Here is a 16,009-nt window from a genome sequence, read left to right as displayed (position 1 = left end):
CTTACTGTAGGAGGCCAGCCCTCTGGCCGATTGGGAATATGCCAACGCCCCATCGGCCAGGGGGCTGGCCTCCTACATAGGTTCTGCCGGATCACGAGGGCATCCCTGCGCGCTGGCTTGGTTCGACTACGTGCAGCGAGGCCAACGGGACTTCGATCGACAATAGCTTCTCCAGCGGCCAGCCCTCCTGGTGGGCACGCAGCAGGCGGATCACTCCGGCGTGTGTGACGACGAGGACGCGATCGGCCGTCGCGACCACGCTTTGCTCCCAGCCGGCCAGCACCCGGTCGCGGAAGCTGCCGAGGTCTTCGCCGTTCGGTGGCGGGTAGCCGAACGGGTCCTCCCAGAACCGACCCAGCGCTTCGGCGTCCGTCTGCATTAGGGCCTCGGCCGTTTTCCCCTCCCAGTCACCGAAATGTAGTTCCTGCAGGCGGGGATCGCATTGAACCGGAATCCCGGCCGCGCGGGCAAAGCCTTCGGCCGGGAGTCGGCAGCGCTGCAGTGGCGAGCACACAACGCGATCCCACTCGCCGGAGGATTCGAACGCCGCGCGCATCGCCCGCTCACCTTCCGGGGTCAGCGGATCGTCGCAGCCGCGCCCGCGAAAGCCGGTGCCGGTCGTCTCGCCGTGGCGCAGCAGGCCGACCCGGGCTGCCGCATTCACGGGGTATCGCCCGATACGCCAGCCTCGGCGAAGGTGGCCATGCCGGAGTGCAGCTCACAGGCCAGGCGCAGCAGGGGCACGGCAGTGGCTGCCCCGCTGCCCTCGCCGAGGCGCATGCCCAGATCGAGCAGCGGCTCGGCCGCCAGTGCTTCCAGCAGCCGCTGGTGCCCCGGCTCCGCCGAACTGTGGGCATAGAAAAACCAGTCCGCTGTGCCCGGGCACAGCCGCTCGGCCACCAGCGCCGCCGAGGTGCTGATGAAACCATCGACCAGCACCGGCAGCCCGATCTGCGCCGCGGCGATGTAGGCACCGGCCAGCCCCGCGATCTCGAAGCCCCCAAGACAGCGCAGGCTGCCCAGTGCCTCGCCACGCACCCCTGCGTGGGTGCGCAGGGCCTGCTCGATCACTTCGGCCTTGTGGCGTACGCCATTCGCGTCCAGACCCGTGCCGGGCCCGGCCAGATCGACCGGCGGCAGATCCAGCAGTGAGCAGGCGAGTGCAGCGGCCGCCGTCGTGTTCCCGATGCCCATCTCGCCACCGATGAACAGTTGTGCCCCACCCCGTCGCGCACGCTCGGCACACTGGCGGCCGGCGTTCAGCGCGCGTTCCAGTTGCGCCGGTGTCATCGCGGGTTCCCGGGCCAGGTTGGCGGTGCCGGGGCCCAGGTTCAGCTGCTGTACACCGCTGACGGCCGGTGGCTGTGCCACGGTACCTAGATTGATCACCTCGATGGACGCGCCCAGGTGCCGCGCCAGCACCGAGATCGCCGCGCCGCCATTCGCGAAGTTCGCGACCATCTGCGCGGTCACCGCCTGCGGGAAACGCGAAATGCCCTCCGCCACCACACCGTGATCGCCCGCAAAAACCGCAACATGGACACGCTCGAGCGTAGGCTGGGCCGCACCCTGCATAGCGGCCAGGCGCTCGGCGATCGCCTCCAGCCGCCCGAGCGATCCCGGCGGCTTGGTCAGCTGGGCCTGCCGCTCGGCCGCCGCCTGGCGCGCATCGGCGCTCAGGGGTGCCGGCGGCACCTGCAGCCAGTCACAGTCTTCGGTCACTTGTTCCTCCGATATCGAAACCAACGCCCTACATCCATGCGTAGCATCCACAAGCCCCGTCATTGCTTCGTCGTTGCGCGCGTTGGTGCATTCATTCCAGCCGTTCGCCCTTGAGCACGTGCGGGAGGCCAGCAACGGTCAGCACGACACGGTCCATCGCCGGGGCCAGGCGCTGGTGCAGCCAGCCCGCCTCGTCGGCGAAGCGGCGGGACAGCGCGTCCATCGGGGTAATGCCCATGCCGGTCTCGTTAGACACAAACACCAGTGTGCCCGGCAGGCGGGGCACGGTGGCGATCAGGGCCTCCCGCTCGCGCTCGATCAGGGCCTCGTTCTCGGTGCACAGGAGCTGGGTCAGCCACAGGGTCAGGCAATCCACCAGCAGGCATTCATCTGGCCTTGCGGCCTCTTCCAGCGCGGCGGCCAGACCGGTATCCGCCTCGATCAGCCCCCAGTCCCCGGGACGGTCGGCACGGTGGCGCTCGATGCGGCGTGCCATCTCGGCGTCGTCGGCACGCGCGGTAGCGACATAGGTCACGTGCAAGCCGCTGGCATCGGCCAGCTGCTCCGCCAGCCGACTCTTGCCGGAACGCACACCCCCCAGTACCAGGGCCTTCATGTCACAGGCTCCGTGTTCCCTGCCCGCAGCAGGGCAAGGATGCGCCCCAGGTCCAGATGCGCCTCCAGGGTATCGGCCAGGCGTTCCAGGCCGCGCTCGCGTGCGGTCGTCAGGTCTTCGCCGTGCTCCGTCTCCGTGCGCATGCCGGCCCAGCGCAGAAGGGCCTCGGCTGCGGCGGAGGTATCGAATACCCCGTGGACATAGGTCCCCGCCACGGCCTCGTCCTCGCTGCGTGCGCCATCCGGGCCATGCTGCAGCTCCAGCAACGGGCGATCCAGCCCGGGCCCGGTCGTCACACCGGCATGAATCTCGTAGCCCTCCACGTGGGCTTCCTGGCCCAGCACACGATCCCCGTGAACACGTTCCAGGCGCTTTTCCGGTGCTAGACGCGTCTCGATGTCCAGCCAGCCCAGTCCCGGCGTGGAGCCGGGCCGCCCCTCGACACCGTCGGGGTCGTGCACGGTACGGCCCAGCATCTGGAAACCGCCACAGATCCCGAGCACCTTGCCGCCATAACGCACATGGCGCTGCAGCTCTTCTTCCCAGCCCTGTTCGCGCAACCAGGCGAGGTCGTCGCGCACGGCCTTGGACCCCGGCAGGATGACCACGTCCGCCGGCTGCAGCGACTCGCCCGGCCCGGCGAAGCGAAGGTCCACACCCGGGTGCAGGCGCAGCGGATCGAAATCGGTATGGTTGGAGATGCGCGGTAGGGCGGGCACGACGACCTTCAGGGCATCCGCCGCCTTTTCCGGCACCGCCTCGCGCGGCAGGGCATCCTCGGCATCCAGGTACAGCCCGTGCAGGTACGGGATCACGCCCAGCACGGGCTTGCCGGTCTCCTGCTCCAGCCAGTCCAGCCCCGGCTGCAGGAGCGCGATATCGCCGCGAAACCGGTTGATCACAAAACCCTGCACCCGTGTGCGTTCGGTCTCGCTCAGCAACGCCAGCGTGCCCACCAGATGCGCGAACACGCCGCCGCGGTCGATATCCGCGACCAGGATCACCGGACAGTCCACCGCCTCGGCAAACCCCATGTTGGCGATATCGCCTGCGCGCAGGTTGATCTCCGCCGGGGAGCCCGCGCCTTCCACCAGTACATGCGCGTACTGCACCGTCAGCCGTCGATGGGAGGCCAGCACGGCCTCGCGGGCGACGGGCTTGTAGTCGTGGTAGGCACGGGCATCCAGCTCGGCCGCCGGGCGGCCGTGGATGATCACCTGCGCCCCCTGATCGGAACTGGGCTTGAGCAGCACCGGATTCATGTCGGTATGCGGCTCCAGGCCGCAGGCGGCGGCCTGCAGGGCCTGGGCACGCCCGATCTCGCCGCCGTCCAGGGTGACCGCGCTGTTCAGCGCCATGTTCTGCGGCTTGAACGGCACCACCGACAGCCCACGCCGATGCAGCACCCGCGCCAGCCCGGCCACCAGCACGCTCTTGCCGGCATCCGAGGTGGTGCCCTGCACCATGAGCGTTGTACCAGTCATGTCTGTCGCAGCCCCGCTTCCAGCCGCTCCCATTCGGCCTCGCTCCCTGGCAGACCGAAGCGCAGGCTGGCCGGACGGTCGAAACGACGCACGAGGATGCCCTGACGCGCCAGCGCATCCTGAATCACCTGGGCGCGCTCGGTCCGGCACCACTGGAACAGCGGCGTCCTGCCCGCCGGCGGCAAACCGGCATCCCGCAGCAGCGTCTCGAGCCGGCGCCCCGCCTCCTGTAGTCGCCAGCGTGTTTGGGCCTGCCACTCCCGGTCTTCCAGCGCCTGAGTCGCCACCCAACGCGCGGGACCCGGCACGCTCCACGGCCCCAGCAGCTCGGCGATACGCCGCAGCCAGTCATCCGGGGCCAGTACGAAGCCGACCCGCGCCCCGGCCAGGCCAAAGAACTTGCCCAGCGAGCGCAGCACGAACAGTCCCTCGCGCGGCGTATATCCGGCCAGGCTCCGTTCGGGCGTGGTGTCCATGAAGGCCTCGTCCACCACCAGCCAGCCACCGCGCGCGGCAAGCGTGCGGTGCCAGTCGAGCAGCGTCTCGAGGTCGAAATACACGGCGGTGGGGTTGTTCGGATTGACCAGCACCAGTACGTCCAGCGTGGCCGCCGCCCCCGCGAGCTCGTCTTCGCTCACCGCGACCACTTCGTGTCCGGCCGCGCGCCAGGCTCGGGCGTGCTCGTTGTAGCTCGGCTCCAGTACCCCGACCCGCGCACGCCCCGCGCGCAGCCTTGGCAGCGCCTGGATCGCCGCTTGGGAACCGGCGACCGGCAGCAGCGATTCAGCGCTGTAGTACGCACGGGCCGCCGCCTCCAGCCCGTCCTCGTCCTCCGGCAGGCGTTGCCAGACCTCGGCGGGGACTGGCCCTACTGGATAACCCTGCGGGTTGATGCCCGTGGACAGGTCCAGCCACTGCGCCACGGGGATTCCGTAATGCACGGCCGCCGCACGCACACCGCCCCCGTGGACCTGCTCCAGCGGCCCGTTCACGGATTCGGTTGTGGCGTTAGACGAATACAAGAATCAGCACTCCTGTTGCGATGGCCACCAGCCAGATCGCCAGCGCGCGATCGACCAGCTGCAGTGCGCCGTCGATCGTGCTCGGGCCCGGGGCGGCGCCGGCACCGAGAACCGGCCGGTCCTCGGTACCCCCGGCATAGCGTGCCGGGCCACCCAGCGTCACCCCCAGCGCCCCCGCCCCGGCGGCCATCACCGGCCCCGCGTTCGGGCTCTTCCAGCGCGTGCCCTGATCGCGCCAGCAGCGCAGCGCCGTACGTGTCTGCCCGGCCAGCGCATAGGCCAGGCTGGTCAGGCGTGCCGGAACCCAGTTCAGGATATCGTCCAGCCGCGCCGCGACCCGCCCGAAGCGTGCATGGCGCGGTGTGCGGTAGCCCCACATCGCATCCAGCGTGTTCACCAGCCGGTAGACCACGACACCCGCCGCACCCGCGACCAGGAACCAGAATACCGTCGCGAACACCGCATCGTTGCCGTTCTCCAGCACCGACTCCGCCGTGGCCGCACGAACACCCGACGCGTCCAGCTCGGAGGTATCGCGGCTGACCAGCATGCCGACCGCCAGTCGGGCGCCAGGAAGGTCCCCGGCCTGAAGGGCATCAGCCACGCGACGGGCATGCTGCTCCAGCCCGCGCCCACCGAGCGCCAGCCACAGCACGGCCAGCTCCACCAGCCAGCCGCCCGGGAGGCGGCTCAGCCACCAGGCCGCGAGCCCGAAGGGCAAGACCAGTACCAGTACCCAGAAGCCGCCGCGCCAGACCGAATCCGCGTGGCCGCGCCGCTCCGCCCCGGCCGCCAGCATCCCGAAGCCAGCCAGTGGATGGCCGCGCCGAGGGTCCCCCAGCAGCCGATCCAGCACCAGCGCGGCGACCAGCAGGGCGAAGGTGGTCATGCGCGGCGTCGAGCCGTGCGCGGCGCATCCGCACTTGAGTCCCGTTGTTCCCAGCGATTCTCGAACACCAGTTCGTCCAGCGACCGCCGTTGATCCCAGCCCTCGGTTTCCAGCATCGGCCGCTCATAGAACGCATCCACATGACCCAGACACAGGATCGCGATCGGCCAGGCCCCTTCCGGCATTCCCAGCTCCCCGGCCAGCCAGTCCGGGTCGAACAGGGAGACCCAGCCCATGCCCAGCCCCTCGGCCCGGGCCGCCAGCCACAGGTTCTGGATCGCACAGGCGGCGGAGCACAGGTCCATCTCCGGGATCGTGCGCCGGCCCAGCACGTAGCGTTCACGCCCGTCGGTCAGGGCGACCACCAGCAGCTCGCCGGCATCGCGGATGCCTTCGAGCTTCAGCCGGTGCACCTCGGCGGCGCGCTCGCCGCAGGCCTCGGCCGTACGCGCCTGCTCCGCCGCTACATGGCCGTGCAGCGCATCGCGCAGCCGCGCGTCTGTCACCCGCAGAAAGCGCCAGGGCTGCATGTACCCCACGCTGGGCGCCTGGTGCGCGGCCTCCAGTAGCCGCCGCAGCGTATCGACGTCCACCGGGTCGGGGCGAAAATGGCGCATGTCCCGGCGCTCGCCGATCACGCGATAGACTGCCGCACGTTCGGCCGAGGCGAACGCGTTCGGATTCTCTTCTGCCTGGTTGGGAACTGGGGCCGTCATGAGGTTCCGTCGAGACGACGGCACGGCGAAACACCGAAGGAGCAGGTGCCTGAGATGGCGCCTGCGCCCCCGACCGTTGCCCGCCGCACGGTCGCAGGATGAATCACAGCCAGGCCGGTCTCCGGGCTCGCGAGCGTCGGGCGATGCCGATCGGCAGACGCCTTCCCAGGCACAGGCCCCAGTGGCCAGTCTGCCGAGCATTGGGTCGCTCGCTTACCGTTGCGGGGGCAGCGCCGGACTTGCACCGGCTTCCCGTTTCACCTGCGCACTGCAGGCACCTGACTAAAGCGAACAATGATACGCGGTCAGGCCACCCGCGGCCAATTTGGGCACCAAACCATCTTGCCCTTGCTGCTATGATGAGACGCTTTCGCTGACCGCAGGCCGCTCCAAAAGCTCCATATTTTTAACGTTATGTTCTTTCGACAACCAACGGATATTAAATGACTTTCAAAGTCTTCCACCGCCACCTGACCTTCCTCGTAGCCACGCTCCTGTGCACGGCGCCGGCACTGGCCGAACCGATCACAGTGACCGACGATGACGATCGGGAGGTCACACTCGACCGACCCGCCGAACGCATCGTCAGCCTGGCCCCGCACATCACGGAAGTCCTGTTCGCCGTCGGTGCCGGAGACAAGCTGGTAGGCGTCACCCAGCACAGCGATTTCCCGCCGGAGGCGGAGATGATCCCGCGGGTCGGCGGCTACAGCCGCATCGACCTGGAACGCGTGGTTGAAATGGACCCGGACCTGGTGGTGGCCTGGCGCAGTGGCAATTCCAGCTCGCAGATCGAGCGCCTGCGCGACCTGGGGATGAACGTCTATGTCTCGGAACCACGCAGCTTCGAGGGCGTCGCCTCCAGCATGCGGCGTATGGCCCAGCTCGCCGGTACCGAGGAACGCGGCGAAGCGGCGATACAGGCCTTTCTCGACGAGATCGAAACGCTGCGGCTCGACTATGCCGACCGCGACCCGGTCCCGCTGTTCTACCAGGTGTGGGAACAGCCCCTGATGACGGTCAACGACGATCACCTGATCGGCGAGGCCATCCGCCTGTGCGGGGGCAAGAATGTGTTCGGCCACCTGGATCGTCTGGTGCCGCGCATGGACCGCGAGGCCGTGATCGAGGCCGACCCGGAGGTGATCATCGGCGGGGGCATGGGCGAAGACCGGCCGGACTGGGTGATTGCCTGGGAACAATGGGAGGACATGACCGCGGTGCAGCGCGACAACCTGTTCTTCATCCCGCCGTCGCTGCTCCAGCGTCACACCCCGCGGATTGCCGAAGGGACCCGCCTGATGTGCGAGGAACTCGAACGCGCCCGCCAGCGCCGGGCGGACTGACCCTTCGTGACCCGCTCCTTCCTCCTCGCCACGGGGGTCCTGCTCCCGGCGTCGCTGCTCGCGATCCTGATCGCACTGGCCTATGGCAGTGTCGCCATTCCTGCCGGGGACCTGATCGCCGTGATTCAGGGCGAAGGGAGTCGCCTGCACAGCACCCTGGTGCTGGAACTGCGCCTGCCACGCGCCCTGGCCGCGTTCGCCGCCGGCGGGCTGCTGGGCGTCGCTGGCGCCCTGATGCAGGTGTTGCTGCGCAACCCGCTTGCCGACCCCTATGTGCTGGGTCTGTCCGGGGGTGCTTCCGTCGGTGCGCTGCTGGCCATGCTCGCTGGCCTGTCGATGTTCTCGGTCTCGGTCGCCGCCTTCACCGGTGCCTTGCTGTCCACGGTGATCGTATTCGGCCTCGCGCACGGCACCGGCAGCTGGACCCCAACACGGTTGCTGCTGACCGGCGTGGTCGTGGCGGCCGGCTGGGGGGCGGTGATCAGCTTCCTGCTCGCCGTGAGCCCGACCGCGGAGCTGCCCGGGATGCTCTACTGGCTAATGGGCGATGTCTCCCACGCCCGCAACCCCTACCCCGCCTGGGGTGTGCTGGTGCTGGTCGTGCTGCTGGCCCTGCCCCTGGGGCGGACGCTGAACGTCCTGGCGCGCGGCCCGATGCAGGCGGCGGCGCTGGGCGTGGCCGTACGGCCAGTGGAGTGGACGATCTACGTCGCGGCGGCACTGATCACGGCCACCGCGGTCATGCAGGTCGGCGCGGTCGGCTTTGTCGGGCTGATCGTGCCGCACATGCTCCGGCTGGTCTTCGGCAACGACCAGCGCGTGATCCTGCCCGCCTCGGCACTCGGGGGCGGCATTCTGCTGACGCTGGCCGACACCCTCGCCCGCACGATGATCGCCCCGGAGCAGTTGCCCGTCGGCGTGATCACCGCGATGCTGGGCGTCCCCGTGTTCCTGTTCTTGCTGTACCGGAGCCGCTGATGCCTCCGCACACTGCCGATCCCCAACGTCACGGCGATCCCCACGCGTCCAGCACCGAGAGCGTGCACGAGGCGCCGGGGCCTGACACCCTGCTGGCCACCCACGATCTGGTTATCGACATCCCGGAACGCGCCAGCGGCTCGCCCATCGAACTGACCATCAATCCGGGACAGTGCTGGGGCATCCTCGGCCCGAATGGGGCTGGCAAAAGCACCCTGCTTCATACCCTGGCCGGGCTGCGCGCGGCCCGCACGGGAGAGATCCATGTGCAAGGCCGTTCGCTCCCCGAATACTCCCGCGCCCGGCTGGCGCGCGAACTGGGCCTGGTCTTCCAGAAGCACCACGACGGATTCCCCGCGACCGTGCTGGAGACGGCCCTGATCGGCCGCCACCCCTACCTGCGGCCCTGGGACATCGAGACCGCCGAGGACTACGCCCAGGCCCGTGCCGCCCTGGCCCGGATGGACCTAGCCGAGCTGGAGCACCGCCTGGTGGACACCCTGTCCGGCGGCGAGCGCCAGCGCCTGGCCATCGCCACCGTGCTCACCCAGAACCCGCGCCTCCTGCTGCTGGACGAGCCCACCAGCCAGCTCGACCTGCATCATCAAATCGCGGTGCTGGATCACATACGCCGTATCGCCCGGGGCGACCGCGCCGCAATCCTGGTGCTGCACGACGTGAACCTGGCGGTACGCTACTGCGATCACCTGCTTCTGATGTTCCCCGACGGCAAGGCCTGCTGGGGTCCCACCCGAACCATGCTGGTGCCGTCCGCGCTGGAACGGCTGTACAACCAGCCCCTGGGGGTCGGCGAGATCGACGGATACCCGGTTTTCATGCCACGCCCCGATTAGGGGGACGCTGATTGCATCACACGTCCGCGTTGGTACCCCCAATTCCCCGATCCTGCGTTGCGGCTCCCTTATGCAGAATGCTGCACGGCGGTCACCGCGCCCTGTTCGCACGCAAAAGCGACTCGAGCGCGGACGTGTGATGCAATCAGCGTCTCCCTAGCGCTCAGCGGATACCCCTCCGGTCGCAAACCGCCCCATGAAAGGGCGCAGTGCAATTTTCTTTTGTTTTCATGGTCGGTATGGTGCAGGCCTTGTTGCGAAGGAGACCGCCATGAACCCGACCCCCCCGGACACCGTACGCACCGCTCAACCGACCCAGGATGGCGCCGGGGTAAAGATTCGCCGTATTCACGACTTTAACGGGGGACTCGATCCGTTCCTGATGCTGGACGAGCTGAAGGCCAGCGCCAGGGAGGACTACATCGGCGGTTTTCCCTCCCACCCGCACCGCGGCTTCGAGACGCTGACCTACCTCGTCCACGGCGGTCTGACCCACGAGGATTCGATGGGCAACCAGGGCCGTGTGGAGGCCGGCGAGGCCCAGTGGATGAGCGCCGGGCGCGGGGTTATCCACTCCGAGATGCCCCTGCTGGACTCGGACGGGCTGCACGGCTTCCAGCTCTGGGTGAACCTGCCGGCACGGCGCAAGATGGACCCGCCGCGCTACCGCGACGTGCGCGCCGATGAGATGCGTCACTTGCCGGAAGACGACGGCCCGCTGCACTTCAAGGCGATCGCCGGTTCGTGGCAGACCAGCGCCGGGGATACCGAAGGCCCGCTGGAACAGATCGGCGAAAGCGCGGCCATGGCAGATCTCAGCCTGCCGGCCGGGTACCGCCTGTCACTGGCCGTCCAGCTGGACGATCGGGTGCTCGCCTACGTCTACGACGGGGAACTGACCGGGCTGAAGACCGGCCAGCTGGGCACCTGGAGCGGACAGACGCAGATCCACCTGATCGCACAGCAGGATGCGCGGGTGCTACTGTTCAAGGGCCGCCCGCTGGGCGAACCGATCGCCCACTACGGCCCGTTCGTGATGAACACCTCCGACGAGATCGAGCAGGCGATCAGCGACTACCAGTCCGGCCAGCTCGCGGCCGAGCCAGCCAGCATCAACTAGTCAGGCAGAGGGGCTGACTCTGGGAGGGACTTCGCCGCCAGGGCGGCTCCCACAGGGGGCAGAGCGCTGGTTTCGACATCCGGCGCCACCCAGATCACTCTGGGAGCGGGCCTGCCCGCGAAGCCCCTGCCCACACCGGCCAGGCCACCCGCCCGCTAGTCGGTCGCCTCGTTGTCGTCCTCGCGTGCCCAGCCCATCGTGCGCTGTACAGCCTTCTTCCACCCCCGGTAGTAGCGATCGCGGGTGGCCGCATCCATCTGCGGCTCGAATACCCGGTCCAGCTGGCTTTTTTGCTCCAGTTCGTCGCGCGACCAGAAACCCACGGCCAGCCCCGCCAGATAAGCAGCTCCCAGCGCGGTTGACTCCGTAACCGTCGGCCGCTCGACATTGACCCCGAGCATGTCGGCCTGGAACTGCATCATCACGTTGTTGGCAACCGCGCCGCCGTCGACGCGCAGGCCTTTCAGTGCGATGCCGGAGTCCTGCTCCATCGCGTCGATCACGTCCTTAGTCTGGTAGGCCAGAGAGTCCAGCGTGGCGCGGGTGATGTGTTCCTTGCGCGTACCCCGCGTCAGCCCGAAGATCGCGCCGCGGGCATACATGTCCCAGTACGGCGCCCCGAGCCCCGCGAATGCCGGGACGACATACACGCCGTCGGAGTCCTCCACCTTGCTCGCGTAGTATTCCGAGTCCTCGGCCGAGTCGATCAGCTTGAGTTCGTCGCGCAGCCACTGGATCGCGGCGCCGGCGATGAAGATGGAGCCCTCCAGGGCGTACTCGACCTGGCCATCGATGCTCCAGGCGACAGTCGTGAGCAGACCCGAGTGCGACGTGACCGGCTCGGTGCCGGTATTCATCAGGAGAAAGCAGCCAGTGCCATAGGTGTTCTTGGCCATGCCGCGTTCGAAACAGGTCTGCCCGAAGAGCGCGGCATGCTGGTCGCCGGCCACGCCGGCGATGGGGATCTCGTTGCCCCCGAACATCTCGGTGCCTGTATGGCCCAGCACCTCGCTCGAGGCGCGGACCTCCGGGAGCATGGCCCTAGGGATCTCAAGCTCGCCCAGCAGCGTGTCATCCCATTCGAGTTCGTGGATGTTGAACAGCTGCGTGCGCGAGGCATTGGAGACATCCGTCACATGCCGTTCGCCACGGGTGAGGTTCCAGATCAGCCAGGTGTCCATGGTGCCGAACAGCAGCTCGCCGCGCTCCGCGCGCTCGCGCGCACCGTCCACCTGCTCCAGCAGCCAGCGAAGCTTGGTGCCGGAGAAATAGGCATCCACCACCAGACCGGTGCGGCTGCGGATCGTCTCCTCCAGCCCGCGTGCCTTCAGCTCGTCGCAGAAACTCGCGGTGCGTCGGTCCTGCCAGACGATCGCCGGGTGGATGGGCTTGCCGGTTTCACGGTCCCAGACCACGGTGGTTTCGCGCTGGTTGGTGATGCCGATGGCTGCGAGCTGGGCCGGCTTGATGCCGCGGGTCTCCAGCACCTCGCGTGCCGCCCCGATCTGGGTGCCCCAGATTTCCATCGCGTCGTGCTCGACCCAGCCGGGCTGCGGGTAGTGCTGGGTGAACTCGCGCTGGGCGACACCGATAATCGCCGCATCACGATCGAACAGGATCGCCCGGCAACTGGTCGTGCCCTGATCCAGGGCCAGGATGTACTCGCCGTCCATGTTCCCTCCTCGTGCAGCGGGGGTTTCGGCGCGGCGCACCCGCGCGGTGTCAGCCCGCCTCGATCAGTTCGACGGTGTTGCCGTCCGGGTCGCGGACGAACGCGGCCGGTCGCCCCGACTGGCTGCGCTCGGCCGTGTGACCAGCGTCTTCCAGGCGCTGCAGCAAGGAGTCCAGACCACGTACGCGCAAGGCCAGATGCCGATCGCGTCCCCCGCGAACATCGCGTTCGGTGGCGTCCGGGTTGGGCACACCCAGCAGGTGCAGGGTCTGCCCGCCACCCAGGTCATACCACAACCCCGGAAAGCCGAGATCCGGACGTTCCACGGAGCGCAGTCCCAGGATCTCGCCATAGAACCGCGCAGACTCCTCCAGGTCGGTGATCACGACACTGACGTGATCCAGACCCAGCACACTTGGGGATTGAACCGCCGTCATACGTGCATCAGCCCCGAATAAGGCTCCAGCAGCACCACTGCCTGGGCCGCCACGCCTTCTCCGCGTCCGGTAAAGCCCAGGCGCTCGGTGGTCGTCGCCTTGACGTTCACGCAATCAGCCGCAAGCCCCAGGTCCGCGGCAATGTGGTCCTCCATCGCCGCCACATGCGGGGCCATCTTCGGTGCCTGTGCGATCACGGTCGCATCGACGTTCACCGGACGCCAGCCGGCCTCCTGGACCCGACGCAGGGTCTCGCGCAGCAGATCGCGGCTGTTCGCCCCACGAAAGCGCTCGTCGGTATCGGGAAAGTGGCGACCGATATCTCCCAGCCCCGCGGCCCCGAACAAGGCATCGCAGATCGCGTGCAGCAGAACGTCGCCATCGGAATGCGCGACAAAGCCGTGATCGAAGGGGATGCGCACACCGCCCAGGACCAGATGCTCGCCAGGCCCGAAGGCATGCACGTCGAAGCCCTGTCCCACGCGCATGCGGCTCATGGCCGGAATCTCCCGTCCAGACGCCGCTGTTGCATCAGGTACAGCTGGGCCAGCTCCAGATCCTCGGCCCGGGTGATCTTGATGTTCATCATCGAGCCCTCGATCAGGCGCGGACGGGCACCATGCCACTCGATCGCGCTGGCCTCGTCGGTAACCGGGTGACCAGCCTCGCGTGCGGCCCGATTGGCCTCCCGCAACATGCCCAGGCGAAACATCTGCGGGGTCAGTGCACGCCAGACGCGCTCGCGTTCCAGCGTGCGCTCGACCCGCCCATACTCGTCGCTCCACTTGACCGTGTCGGTGCTGGGCGTGGCCAGCAAACCGCCTACCGGATCATCCCGGAGCGATTGCAGCAAATGGTCCAGGTCCGCGCGTGGCAGGCAGGGTCGCGCCGCATCGTGCACCAGCACCCAGTCGTCGGGAGAAGCCCGCTCCTGCAGGAAATCGAGGCCGTTCTGGACCGAATCGGCCCGCTCGGCACCACCGGCTACCCGGAACAGGCGGCCGCCCGCCGTCGGAAGATCCAGCGCGTCCGGGTCCACATCCGGCCCTAGTACCAGGACAACACCGCGAATGCGCGGGTGCTCCAAAAAGATCGACAGGGTATGCGAGAGGATGGTGCGCGAACCCAGCGTCAGGAACTGCTTGGGTCGGTCCGAGCCCATGCGCCGGCCCACACCAGCGGCCGGAATCAGAGCCCAGTAGGCGGGTTCCGTGGAGGAACTGGTTGCGTCGGGATCAGCCATCAAACGGATCCTCGGGTGGCAGCGTATCGGTTGCCGGCTCGCGCTCGCGGTCCGGGATCTCGGCAGGCCCCGGGGACACGTCCCGCGCCGGATCCGGCAGCGGCTCTGGCACCGGGCGCCGGTCGTCGTCCTCGCCAACCACGAAGAAGAAGATTTCGTCTTCGCGGATCATGCCCAGGTCGCGACGCGCGCGTTCTTCCACTGCATCGGTGCCGGTACGCAGGTCCTGTACCTCGGCCTCCAGCGCCTGATTGCGCTGTTCCAGCTCGGCATTGGCCGCGCGCTGCTCCTCTACCTGCTTGCGCAGGTCGCGCACATCGCGCCAGCTGCCCTCGCCCAGCCACAGCGGCCACTGCAACAGCAGCAGCACCACGGCCAGACCGATCAGCAACCCGCGCATCAGCGATTCCCGCGACCGCGACCGGCCGCCTCGGCCAGCCGCAAGGGAGAGAGTCGAGCTTCCATGCCCGGCATTCTACGGCCCATTCGTCGTGGGGCACAGGAACCGCCCCGCAGGCTGTGAACCCCGGACGTGGCAAACGACGCAACCGCCGCCCTATCGCCGGATGTTGAACGCATCCATGCCGGGATACCGCGCCCGGGACCCCAGATGCTCCTCGATCCGGATCAGCTGGTTGTACTTGGCTACGCGATCCGAGCGCGAGAGCGAGCCGGTCTTGATCTGGCCTACCCCAGTGGCCACGGCCAGATCGGCGATGGTCACGTCTTCGGTCTCGCCGGAACGATGGGAGATGACCGCCGTGTACATCGCCTTGCGCGCCAGCTCGATGGCCTCCAGGGTCTCGGTCACGGTGCCGATCTGGTTCAGCTTGATCAGGATCGAGTTGGCCACGCCCTTGTCGATCCCTTCCTGCAGGATCTGCGTGTTGGTCACGAACAGGTCGTCGCCGACCAGCTGCACGCGATCACCCAGGCGCTCGGTCAGGACCTTCCAGCCATCCCAATCGTCCTCGCCCATACCGTCCTCGATGGTCAGGATCGGGTACTGGTCGACCCAGTGTGCAAGGTAGTCGCAGAACTCGTCGGCAGAGAAGGCTTTGCCTTCGGAATCGAGGTGGTAACGGCCGTCGCGGTAGAACTCGGAGCTGGCGCAGTCCAGCCCCAGCCAGATGTCCTGCCCGGCCTTGAATCCAGCCTTGTGGATGGCCTCGAGGATGACCTCGATCGCGGCCGAGTTGGACGGCAGGTCCGGGGCAAAACCACCCTCGTCCCCCACTCCTGTCGCCAGATTGCGCTGGCCCAGCACCTTCTTCAGGGCATGGAACACCTCGGCACCGTAACGCACGGCCTCGCGCACGGAATCCGCGCCCACCGGCAGGATCATGAACTCCTGCATGTCGACGCTGTTGTCGGCGTGAGCCCCGCCGTTGATGATGTTCATCATCGGCACGGGCAGCAGGTTCGCCTGCTCCCCGCCCATGACTTCGAACAGCGGCTGTTCGCGATCGGCCGCCTGCGCGTGCGCCGCCGCCATCGACACAGCCAGCAGCGCGTTCGCGCCCAAGCGCGACTTGTTCTCGGTACCGTCCAGCTCGAGCATGCGGCGGTCGACCGCCGTCTGGTCCAGTTCCATGCCGCGCAGGGCGTTACGGATCTCGCCATTCACATGGCCCACGGCCTTTTGCACACCCTTGCCGCCATAGCGCGCCTCGTCGTCGCGCAGTTCCAGCGCCTCGCGGGCCCCGGTGGAGGCCCCCGACGGCACCGCGGCGCGACCCATCGCGCCGGAATCCAGGACAACGTCGGCCTCGACCGTCGGGTTGCCCCGCGAGTCGATGATCTCGCGGGCATGAATCTCCGCAATCTGGGACATGCTTTCTCCTTGAAAAATAAACCCATCCGCCTCGACAGTTGGAAGCGGAAGTTAAACGAAACTCTTGAATCTGTAA

At 67.9% G+C, this 16,009-nt stretch carries 17 protein-coding genes and 1 riboswitch; of the genes, 4 read left to right on the top strand and 13 right to left on the bottom strand.

The features are described 5' to 3' along the window. Nucleotides 1–91: 91 nt before the first annotated feature. From F623_RS0105550 to bluB, 7 genes are all read right to left on the bottom strand, one after another. Nucleotides 92–664, bottom strand: coding sequence for a histidine phosphatase family protein (locus F623_RS0105550; protein ID WP_018862351.1), 573 nt, complete (start codon nt 662–664; stop codon nt 92–94). Next, nucleotides 661–1,722: a nicotinate-nucleotide--dimethylbenzimidazole phosphoribosyltransferase gene (gene cobT, locus F623_RS0105545; RefSeq protein WP_018862350.1), complete on the bottom strand. Its 1,062-nt coding sequence runs from the start codon at nt 1,720–1,722 to the stop codon at nt 661–663. The genes F623_RS0105550 and cobT overlap by 4 nt, the downstream gene beginning before the upstream one ends. A 91-nt stretch (nt 1,723–1,813) precedes the next feature. Beyond that, nucleotides 1,814–2,338, bottom strand: coding sequence for a bifunctional adenosylcobinamide kinase/adenosylcobinamide-phosphate guanylyltransferase (cobU, locus tag F623_RS0105540; protein ID WP_018862349.1), 525 nt, complete (start codon nt 2,336–2,338; stop codon nt 1,814–1,816). Then, nucleotides 2,335–3,822, bottom strand: coding sequence for a cobyric acid synthase (locus F623_RS0105535; RefSeq protein WP_019572157.1), 1,488 nt, complete (start codon nt 3,820–3,822; stop codon nt 2,335–2,337). Before F623_RS0105535 ends, cobU begins: the two co-directional genes overlap by 4 nt. Then, on the bottom strand, nt 3,819–4,814 hold the full coding sequence (gene cobD, locus F623_RS0105530; RefSeq protein ID WP_018868314.1) for a threonine-phosphate decarboxylase CobD: 996 nt from the start codon (nt 4,812–4,814) through the stop codon (nt 3,819–3,821). Before cobD ends, F623_RS0105535 begins: the two co-directional genes overlap by 4 nt. 16 nt (nt 4,815–4,830) lie before the next feature. Further along, nucleotides 4,831–5,733, bottom strand: a complete 903-nt coding sequence (cbiB, locus tag F623_RS0105525) for an adenosylcobinamide-phosphate synthase CbiB (protein ID WP_018868315.1) — start codon at nt 5,731–5,733, stop codon at nt 4,831–4,833. Beyond that, complete coding sequence (gene bluB, locus F623_RS0105520) at nt 5,730–6,449, bottom strand: 5,6-dimethylbenzimidazole synthase (protein ID WP_018862345.1); 720 nt, start codon at nt 6,447–6,449, stop codon at nt 5,730–5,732. The genes cbiB and bluB overlap by 4 nt, the downstream gene beginning before the upstream one ends. Nucleotides 6,450–6,543: 94 nt before the next feature. Further along, nucleotides 6,544–6,746, bottom strand: a riboswitch (cobalamin riboswitch). 146 nt (nt 6,747–6,892) lie between these two features. Here bluB and F623_RS0105515 point away from each other — a divergent pair. The 4 genes from F623_RS0105515 to F623_RS0105500 all read left to right on the top strand — a co-directional run bounded on the left by F623_RS0105515 (nt 6,893) and on the right by F623_RS0105500 (nt 10,747). Next, nucleotides 6,893–7,795 carry a cobalamin-binding protein gene (locus tag F623_RS0105515; RefSeq protein WP_018868316.1) on the top strand — a complete coding sequence of 301 codons (903 nt, stop codon included), beginning with the start codon at nt 6,893–6,895 and terminating at the stop codon, nt 7,793–7,795. A 6-nt stretch (nt 7,796–7,801) separates the two neighbouring features. Continuing rightward, nucleotides 7,802–8,773: an iron ABC transporter permease gene (locus F623_RS0105510; protein WP_018862343.1), complete on the top strand. Its 972-nt coding sequence runs from the start codon at nt 7,802–7,804 to the stop codon at nt 8,771–8,773. Continuing rightward, nucleotides 8,773–9,627 carry an ABC transporter ATP-binding protein gene (locus F623_RS0105505; protein WP_018862342.1) on the top strand — a complete coding sequence of 285 codons (855 nt, stop codon included), beginning with the start codon at nt 8,773–8,775 and terminating at the stop codon, nt 9,625–9,627. Before F623_RS0105510 ends, F623_RS0105505 begins: the two co-directional genes overlap by 1 nt. A 271-nt stretch (nt 9,628–9,898) precedes the next feature. Beyond that, the gene (locus tag F623_RS0105500; protein ID WP_018862341.1) at nt 9,899–10,747 is read left to right on the top strand and encodes a pirin family protein; all 849 of its coding nucleotides are present in this window, start codon (nt 9,899–9,901) and stop codon (nt 10,745–10,747) included. A gap of 155 nt (nt 10,748–10,902) precedes the next feature. Here the strand turns inward: F623_RS0105500 and glpK are convergent, their stop codons facing one another. The 6 genes from glpK to eno form a co-directional block, all read right to left on the bottom strand. Beyond that, a complete protein-coding gene (gene glpK / locus F623_RS0105495) occupies nt 10,903–12,420 on the bottom strand; it encodes a glycerol kinase GlpK (protein WP_018862340.1) in 1,518 nt (505 codons plus the stop codon). A gap of 49 nt (nt 12,421–12,469) precedes the next feature. Next, nucleotides 12,470–12,856 (bottom strand): VOC family protein, encoded by a 387-nt coding sequence (locus F623_RS0105490; RefSeq protein WP_018862339.1) that lies wholly within the window; start codon nt 12,854–12,856, stop codon nt 12,470–12,472. Next, nucleotides 12,853–13,353, bottom strand: a complete 501-nt coding sequence (gene ispF, locus F623_RS0105485; RefSeq protein ID WP_018862338.1) for a 2-C-methyl-D-erythritol 2,4-cyclodiphosphate synthase — start codon at nt 13,351–13,353, stop codon at nt 12,853–12,855. Before ispF ends, F623_RS0105490 begins: the two co-directional genes overlap by 4 nt. Continuing rightward, complete coding sequence (gene ispD, locus F623_RS0105480; protein WP_018862337.1) at nt 13,350–14,099, bottom strand: 2-C-methyl-D-erythritol 4-phosphate cytidylyltransferase; 750 nt, start codon at nt 14,097–14,099, stop codon at nt 13,350–13,352. The genes ispF and ispD overlap by 4 nt, the downstream gene beginning before the upstream one ends. Then, complete coding sequence (gene ftsB / locus F623_RS0105475) at nt 14,092–14,499, bottom strand: cell division protein FtsB (protein ID WP_018862336.1); 408 nt, start codon at nt 14,497–14,499, stop codon at nt 14,092–14,094. Before ftsB ends, ispD begins: the two co-directional genes overlap by 8 nt. A 156-nt stretch (nt 14,500–14,655) precedes the next feature. Then, the gene (eno, locus tag F623_RS0105470) at nt 14,656–15,933 is read right to left on the bottom strand and encodes a phosphopyruvate hydratase (RefSeq protein ID WP_018862335.1); all 1,278 of its coding nucleotides are present in this window, start codon (nt 15,931–15,933) and stop codon (nt 14,656–14,658) included. Nucleotides 15,934–16,009: the final 76 nt, after the last annotated feature.

This window comes from Thioalkalivibrio sp. ALD1, assembly GCF_000381245.1.
GTDB lineage: Bacteria > Pseudomonadota > Gammaproteobacteria > Ectothiorhodospirales > Ectothiorhodospiraceae > Thioalkalivibrio.
The sequence above is the reverse complement of the archived record's forward strand: the minus strand, read 5'-3'. Positions and strand labels throughout refer to the sequence as shown.